Source organism: uncultured Rikenella sp., assembly GCF_947628055.1.
In the GTDB taxonomy this organism is placed as follows: Bacteria; Bacteroidota; Bacteroidia; order Bacteroidales; family Rikenellaceae; genus Rikenella.
The window spans coordinates 1-7901 of sequence record NZ_CANQYJ010000113.1 but is presented as its reverse complement, the minus strand read 5'-3'; the positions used below and the strand labels follow the sequence as shown (position 1 = coordinate 7901).

The 7901-nt window shown below is 59.8% G+C and carries 6 protein-coding genes; 5 read left to right on the top strand and 1 reads right to left on the bottom strand.

All coding sequences use genetic code 11. From position 1 onward, the window contains the following. Positions 1–1456, top strand: a 1456-nt coding sequence (locus Q0Z93_RS08975; RefSeq protein ID WP_298064714.1) for a hypothetical protein, incomplete at its 5' end; no start/stop codon positions are given. 62 nt (positions 1457–1518) lie between these two features. Beyond that, positions 1519–2637 carry a hypothetical protein gene (locus tag Q0Z93_RS08970; protein ID WP_298064711.1) on the top strand — a complete coding sequence of 373 codons (1119 nt, stop codon included), beginning with the start codon at positions 1519–1521 and terminating at the stop codon, positions 2635–2637. 256 nt (positions 2638–2893) lie between these two features. Here the strand turns inward: Q0Z93_RS08970 and Q0Z93_RS08965 are convergent, their stop codons facing one another. After that, positions 2894–3733, bottom strand: a complete 840-nt coding sequence (locus tag Q0Z93_RS08965) for a helix-turn-helix domain-containing protein (protein WP_298064709.1) — start codon at positions 3731–3733, stop codon at positions 2894–2896. 501 nt (positions 3734–4234) lie between these two features. Between Q0Z93_RS08965 and Q0Z93_RS08960 the strand changes: the two genes are divergently transcribed. The 3 genes from Q0Z93_RS08960 to terL are packed head-to-tail and all read left to right on the top strand — an operon-like array spanning position 4235 to position 6809. Continuing rightward, positions 4235–4486, top strand: coding sequence for a hypothetical protein (locus Q0Z93_RS08960; protein ID WP_298064706.1), 252 nt, complete (start codon positions 4235–4237; stop codon positions 4484–4486). After that, on the top strand, positions 4483–5352 hold the full coding sequence (locus Q0Z93_RS08955; RefSeq protein ID WP_298064703.1) for a hypothetical protein: 870 nt from the start codon (positions 4483–4485) through the stop codon (positions 5350–5352). Before Q0Z93_RS08960 ends, Q0Z93_RS08955 begins: the two co-directional genes overlap by 4 nt. A 56-nt stretch (positions 5353–5408) precedes the next feature. Continuing rightward, positions 5409–6809, top strand: a complete 1401-nt coding sequence (gene terL / locus Q0Z93_RS08950; protein ID WP_298064718.1) for a phage terminase large subunit — start codon at positions 5409–5411, stop codon at positions 6807–6809. Positions 6810–7901 lie beyond the last annotated feature (1092 nt).

Below are 7901 nucleotides of genomic sequence, written 5' to 3'. Positions count from 1 at the left end.
GGCGGCTAATTATGTAACTGAGGGGTACAATTTGATAACCCGACCAACGACATTCCCGGTGGCTCCTGCCGGAGGAGGGACGATCCAGGTAGTTTGGGATAGTTATCCTACACAGGAATCAATCAATGCGCTTTGGGGATTTAAATGGGCGTCAGGTGCAAGGGGATCGTACACGCAGGCGTTGGCTGGTGGTACATTAGCCGGTTATGCCCACTACTCCTGGACGGGTGCTTCGGGTAACTTTACTTACCTGAACTCTGCAACCGGAGATGTGTCGGTAGCCTCGAAAGGCACGGCGGTCAGTGGCGTAACCGGTGGCCCGACGGTCTATCCCGGACAAACGTTGACGTTTACAAATCATGCGGCATATGGCGGCACGGTGGTTACCTGGGAGGATGTAACTACTCCGTGCTCTTTGCAACAGGCGGCTAATCACATAGTTGCAATTCAGCTGACGCCGGGTTCACTGTCGTATGCCTCGGTATCCTATGCCGGCGGATCGTCGTCCCCTAAAACGACGTACCAAGACGGCTGGCATTTCAAGTTCAGTTCGGGAGCCACGACGACAAGCAATACGGTTCCGGCCGGTTACGGAACGGAAACCATTCACAACACTTGGACCGGCAGCGCGGCCGGAGCTTCGATCGGGACCACCTGGGGCGAGGTCGTCTGGTCGCAGAACAACTCGGCGACGTCTCGATCCATTACCGTAACGCGAACGGTCTATAATGTCTTGACGCCCAACGCGGCCAACTATCCGGGTGCTCCGACTGTCATGTCCAATACGCAGACTTACGTCGGCATCTGTACGCAATCCGGGATACCGCAGTCCTCGGAGCTTCGGTACCAGTATGCCGACCAACCGTCGCAGTACCCGCGGTTCATTCGCAACGGGCCGCCTTCCGGGAGCATTGAGAGAAGTTACCGCTCGGCAATCCGAAGTACCCGAGGCTCGACGGTTACTTATCATGACGGGACGATCTCGAATGTGGCGGCGTATGATTTGGCGGATTACATCTCGACGACCAACTATTCCATCGGTTTCAATCCGTATACCGGCTCCGAGTTCATAAATAATTATCCTTATACGTATGGGACGGTGAGTTTCACGGTCACGGGAGGAAATCCGAGCCGGTCGTTTTCCTGTATAGCGCTGTTCGAGAAGAATTACCGAGATTATGAAGCGGCAGGATACCCTTCATGGCTCCTGCCGATCGACCCGGACAATAAGGAGTTCGGGCTGTTGGAACCTTTGGCTTTGTCATCGACGGAATGCTCGGTCTTGCGAACGCTCGCCACGGAGGGGGTCGCCGTGCTGTCGGGAGACGAAGCGGCGGAGGTCGATCTGGTCGCTTTGTCGGCTCGGATCAACGCGGCGCGACGCCCGGATACGAATCGGTATGTCCGACAAGAGGACGGCACGTGGACAGTAATCGAAGAGGCAAGGCGAAAATAGTGTCAAAAATTGGCGGATTGATTTTTTTTTCGTAATCTTGGGTCAAAATAGAGGTATTGTTCATGGATAACAACTTGCTGAAACAACTCATTGCGCAGCACCGGAGGGTGGTGATCCCCGATTTCGGCGCTTTTCTGAAAAAGGATACGCCGCAGGGAGAAGAGCTGGTATTCAGCCCGTTTCTGCGCAAGGACGACGGAACGGTGACCGATGCCATCGTCCGCGAATACGGGGTCGAGACCGAAGATGCGCGGGCCATGGTTGCCGAGTTCGTCATCTATTTGAGACAGTCGCTCGCATCGTCGGGCCGTTATTATATCGAAGGAGTGGGAATGCTGGCTGCGGATGCCAACGGAGTCGTTACGCTCCGGGAAGGCGAAGTGCCGGAACCGGAGCCGGTAGTGCCGGAGTCCGTTTCGGAACCGGAACCACAGGTGCAACAAGTACGGGTTCAGCCTGTGCCGCAGCAGGTGCAACAGACTCAGGCAGCGGGTTTTGTGCGTCAGACGCAGCAGCCTCAGGGACAGCAGGTTCCGGGGATGACCCGCCCGCAGTCGATCCAGGTACAAAGACAGCCGCAGATGCAACAGCCGGCGGTGCCACCTGTGCAGCAGATGCCGGTGCAGCAACCACCGTTCCCGAGAACGTATCCGGGGATGCCGCAGCAAACTCCTGCGCCGGGATATGGACAACGGCAGGGGATGCCGGTGCAGCAGCCGTTCCAACAACGGACGCAGCCTGTGCAGCAGATGCCGCAGCAACAAGCTGTGCGGCCTCCGATGCCGGGACAGCCTGTGCGGAACGGCGGCCAGGCTCCGTTACCGCCGTCGCAAAGACAACCGCAGGCTGCAACGGCGATAGGAGGAGGGGGAGCGATGCCGCCGCGCGGGCCGCAGGGGGCGAATGCAATAGGGCAGAATGCGGCAGGGCGGGGAGTGCCGGGGGCGGCGACTGGAAAGCCGGGGCAGCATCAACGTCGTCCGGGCCCGCCGCGCCGCAGGCCGCAAAAAACGAAGACCGATATATGGCTGATCGTGGCCATTATAGCGGCTTTGGTGGTGATTGCCATTATGATCTACGGCTTCCTCAATACAGGCAAAGGCGATATCGATATGGAGATGATTAACGAGGCGATGGCGCCGGTGCAGGATAGCGCTGCGGTGGTGGATCCGGAGTTGTGATCTTTTCTTTCTTTTGTGCAGGAATTCGATATTTCGATCTTAGGACATGCCAGAAACGACAAAAGGGCGGAAATTTCCGCCCTTTTGTCGTTTCTGGTATAATCGCAAGGCTTTACAAACCCCTTTCGTGCGTTAGGGTAATTACGGCCCGGCTTGCGTGCCGAGCGGCACCAGGCTCGAGACGACAAAAAAACTACGATTGAAAACCGATTCTCCGCATCAGCGGCGGAAACCGCCGACAAAGAAGAAAAAACGCTTACTTATCGTCGCAGCGGCGGCGGTAAGCGGCAGGAGTCATCCCGAAACGCTCCCGGAAAAGCTTGATGAAATGCGACGTGTTGTTGAACCGGCACTCGCGCGCGATCTCGGCAACGGATCTCGACGTCGTGATCAGCTGAAGCCGCGAATGGGCCAGCCGCTGCTCGTTGAGCCACTTGTGCGGCGAAGTGTGGAAAGTGCGCCGGAACTCGCTCTTGAACATGCTCAGGCTCATGCCGCACAGGGAGGCCAGCTCCGGCAGGCCGACGTCCGTGAAGATGTTCTCCCGCATCACCTCCGGCAGCGAATGCCGGCTGTCGGAAAGAGCCCTGCACACCGGCCGGCAGATGCAGCAGCCGGGACGGGTCAGCAGAAGCTGCACCAATTCGCACAGCTTGAGATGGCCCAGCTCCGGATGGGAAAGGTGTATCTGCGAGGCGACGAACGGGGTCAGGGAACGGAAGAAATTCTCGACCACGGGCCATGCCGGATAGGTGTAAATATCGGTGCTGTTGCGGCACCCGGAACAGAGCGTGCGGATCGATGCGAAACTTTCGGGAGGGGTGAAGCCGTTGCGCAAATCGGCCGGCGTGTAGAAAAAGAGGGTCTGACGGAACGGGTGGGAGGGGTCTGCCGGACTGTTCTCGACGTAATGGGTGCCCCGGGTGATGTGGAACAGCTCGCCAGCCCGCACGGTGATGTATTTGTCGGCCAAGTGGATCAGCTTGGTGCCCTGTTCGACGTAGCCGATGGCGTTGCGGCCGTAACGGACGGTCTGGATGCCGACGTTGGTCTCGCTCTGGTGAAGGAAGATGACGGAGGGAGTAGTGAGATCCATAAGTTTGAAAGTTATAGATAAACGGATAGATATATATCGGACTTTTCGGTGCCATGGGCCGCAGGCACGGAAATCATCTCGGGAAACGGAGCGGAGAAAAACTACCGCGGGAAACGGCCGGCTGGCCGGATGTCCATATAAAAAAGAGTCATAAGTTTCTTATAAAAATTATAGTGTAATAGGATTCGCTTCCGTTTCCGCCGGGTGTCTCCGCTGCGTATCTTTGTAAAACAAAGCGGTAATCACGCGAATATGCTGCGAATATACGAATAATTGCGGCAAACTTCAATGCGATTCGGAATTTTCAGACTGAAAGACCGAAGTGGAATGCTCCTCTTTTCTTGAACGGAAACGGAAAATGCGAAACGGAGGGTTTTGACATTCTTTTGTCATGTCGGAAAAGATGAAAAATCGGATTGCAACGGTACAAACCGCGTACCGAAATGGACTTATCGAGGTAAAAATAATACTTATTGCAATATTAATAAAAATTTATCGGTTATGTTTCTATTTTCAGCGCCCCTGTACGAACGATTGGCCGCGGAGGTCTTGGCCGTCTGCGCCGGGCAGGAATGCCTGTCGGAGGAGGTGGTCGAATTGGAGCGGGGAGAAGACGAACTGCTTTTCCGTTTCACCCCTTTCCGGAAGCGGGGGCGGCTCGGCTTCGGACGCTGCCGGATGGAGACTTGGTGCGGAGGGGTGCGGGTCTCCAATAATTTCGAGGCCGACTGGCTCAGGAGGATGCTGCGGTGAAAGGGGATTTCCCGGCGCGGGAGATGCGCGTGGTCGCCGAATTGGAGGAGGGTTACCGGTGGGTGGCCGAATTGGTGAAGCCTTCGGAACTGGAGGAGAATCCTCTGCCGGCGGCGCGGGTCTATATGTCGGCCTTGCGGAACTTAGAGCGGTGCGTGGAGCTGAGGATGAAGTTAGTGCGCGAGGCGGGCGGAATGCCGGAGCCGGAACCGGAGGAACCGGTGGCGACTGTGGACTTGAGCCGTCTGTCGGACGGGGCGCTGCGCGAAGTGGAACGGGCGATGGTGCCCTCGGTACCGGAACCCTTGTTGTCGGAGCTTTCGACCCCGGGATTGCAATGCCCGAAGCCTTCGACGCCGGGACCTTCGACGCAGGAGCCCTTGTTGCCGGAACTTTCGACCCCGGAGCTGCAATGCCCGGAGCCCTCGACGCCGGGACCCTTGTTGTCGGAGCTTTCGACCCCGGGACTGCAATGCCCGGAACCCTCGGCGCCGGAACCCTTGTTGTCGGAGCTTTCGACCCCGGAGTTGCAATGCCCGGAGCCCTCGACCCCGGAGCCCTTGTTGTCGGAGCTTTCGACCCCGGAGCCCTTGTTGTCGGAGCTTTCGACCCCGGAGCTGCAATGCCCGGAGCCCTCGACGCAGGAGCCGGACGAGGTCTTGCCGGAGGGCGCGCAGGGTACGGACGGGGCGGAGAATGGAGGCGATGACCGGAACAGATCATGCGAAAAGAAAATTTGTGCGGCGGTGGAACCGCCGAAGGATACGAAGAAAAGGACGGCGGCCGCGCGGCCGAGGGGATCGCGGAGCGGCCCCGCTCGGGGGGCCGGGAGCGGAAGCAGGAGCAAGTCCCCGTCGTCGGGATAAATTGTCCGCGGAACGAATGGGCGCGGCGTCTGCTGACGGCTTTCGCGGCGGCGGTCATGCCGGAGATGGAGTGGACGCCGTTCCACCGGGTCTACTATCGTCTTCTCGAGGCGTTCGCAGCGGGACGGGTGCGGCGGATGATGGTCAGCGTGCCGCCGCAGCATGGCAAAAGCCGCGGGGCGTCGGTGCTGCTCCCGGCCTATCTGCTGGGGCGTGACCCGGAGCTGCGGATTGCGGTGGCTTCCTATTCTTTCGCGCTGGCGGGAAGATTGGGGCAGGAGGTGCAGCGGCTGATGTCGGACGAACGGTACCGGAAGATTTTCCCGGCTGCGGTGCTCAAGGGTTCGGGGCCTCGGTCGGCGGGGGAGCGCACGGCGCGGCGGACGGCGCAGGAGTTCGACTGTGTGGGGGCGGCGGGCGGTCTGAAGGCGGTGGGGCGAACGGGATCGCTGACGGGCTGCCGGGTGGATGTGTTGATTGCGGACGATTTGTACAAGGATGCGCTGGAGGCGCATTCGCCGCTGGTGCGCGAGCGGGTCTGGGAGTGGTATCAGGCGGTGGCGCGAACGAGGCTGCACGATGGCTCGCGGGAGTTGGTGGTCTGTACGCGGTGGCATGAGGATGACCTGATCGGCCGCTTGAAACGGACGGAGCGGGTGGTGGAGCTGCGGGCGTGGGATCAGTTGGTGGGTTTGCCGCCGGATGTGTGGGTGTCGGTGTCGTTCGAGGCGCTGAAGGCTTCGCCGCCGACGGAGCTGGATCCGCGGGCGGTGGGGGAGCCGCTCTGGCCGGGGCGGCATTCGGCGGCGTGGCTGGCGCAGCGGAGGGCGGCGGATCCGGCGATGTTCGAGGCGTTGTTCCAGGGGAATCCGGTGGCGCGGGAGGGGCTGCTCTACGAGGGGTTCAGTACCTATGTGGCTTTGCCGGCGGCCCTGAGGCATCGGGCGAATTACACGGATACGGCGGACACGGGCGATGACCGGCTTTGCTCGATCTGTTATGCGGCGGGGGTCGATGGGTTGTTCTATGTGACGGATGTGGTCTATTCGCCGGAGCCGATGGAGGAGACGGAGGTGGCGGTGGCGGCGATGTTGGTGCGCAATGGGGCGACGGTGGCGCATGTGGAGAGCAACAATGGGGGCCGGGGCTTCGGCCGGGCGGTGGAGCGCCGTCTGCGCGAGGGGGGCAATCGTTTGTGCGTGGTCAGGCTGTTCCACCAGGGGGGAAACAAGGAGGCGCGTATCCTGACGCATGCGCCGACGGTGGAGCGGCTGGTGCGGTTCCCGGCGGACTGGCGGGTGAGGTGGCCGGAGTTTGCGGCGGATGTGTGCGGTTTCCGGCGGGTGTTCCGTGCGAATGCGCACGATGATGGACCGGATGCGCTGACGGGGATTGTGGAGACGGAACTGGAGCCGCGCGGGGGGCGCATCCGTCTGGGGGGCTTCTCGAGGCGGTGAGTGTGGGCCGATCTTTCTTTGGGCGGTGTGGTTGGCGGGCTTTTTTGTCGGGCCACAGCCGCGGCGGTTTTTGGGGCTGCATTGCTTTTTGCCTGGTGTTTTTAGGGGGATTTGCACGGCTTTTTCCCTGCGTTTTTTGGGGGCTGCATTGCTTTTTCCCGGCGCGGGGAAATACTGCACAAATCTATTCGCCTTTCCGCGTTAGCGGGCAGGCCGAAGCCGTGCCCAGCGGAGGGTGCCGCCGGGCATTCCGACCGAGAGTTTGTTCGGCCAAAGTCCCCGCCGGCTTCGGCCGAAAAATTGGATAAAGGCAGCCATAGCGATACGAAATATCGCCTGTCCCGCCGGGGGTGCCGCTCGGCAATCGAGCCGGGGAGTCTGTTTCGCCTAAGTCTTCCGCCGGAGTGGTTCCGGACTGGTATCGGGAGATCATGGCCGAACCGGATTTTGCCTGTGTGCGGCCAAAGTACAACTTCAGCCACAGCTTGCAGCACGTAAATAGTACCGAAAAAACAGTACGGTCTCTATGATCTCCCTATGTCAGGCCGGAGCCACCCCAGGCGGAGGGTGCCGCCGGGCACTCCGACCGAGAGTTTGTTCGGCCAAAGTTTCCGCTGGCTTCGGCCCGAGCGAAAACAGTTTAGAGTTCTGCGTATTCGGCCTCGTGCCCACCCCTAAGGCCGGAGTGTCGAGCGGTACAGCAGCAGCCGGCGATTCTGTGAATCGCAACAACTATAAATAACTGTAGGTTTTATTGTACGTGTTCGGGAGTGAACTGTTCTCTTTAACTTCGCTTCGCTTGTTTTCCTCGCGCTACCTCGGCATAGCCCGCAAGCGGTCTCTGCCCTCGGAACGCTGCTCGGTTGTGAACAAAGAGAACCAGAAAACCGACGCAACAGCCGAGAGCCATCGAGCTTGCTCGAATGGCCGAGGCGTCAGGAGGAAGGCGCAGCCAAACTTTTTGAGATGCTAACGCATCTCTTGAGCCTGTCGGGTACCCTTGTCTTCGATTCTTTTGGGCCGGGAGCAATAGACCGCTCTTCATATTGCGATCCTTCGGATCGCCGACCTCAGCGCCCAGCGGCGAAGCCG

Excerpts from the sequence above, each read along its gene's own strand:
- Q0Z93_RS08970 (WP_298064711.1), top strand. The coding sequence starts at position 1,519 with ATGGATAACAACTTGCTGAAACAACTCATTGCGCAGCACCGGAGGGTG.
- Q0Z93_RS08965 (WP_298064709.1), bottom strand. The coding sequence starts at position 3,733 with ATGGATCTCACTACTCCCTCCGTCATCTTCCTTCACCAGAGCGAGACC.
- Q0Z93_RS08960 (WP_298064706.1), top strand. The coding sequence starts at position 4,235 with ATGTTTCTATTTTCAGCGCCCCTGTACGAACGATTGGCCGCGGAGGTC.
- terL (WP_298064718.1), top strand. The coding sequence starts at position 5,409 with ATGCCGGAGATGGAGTGGACGCCGTTCCACCGGGTCTACTATCGTCTT.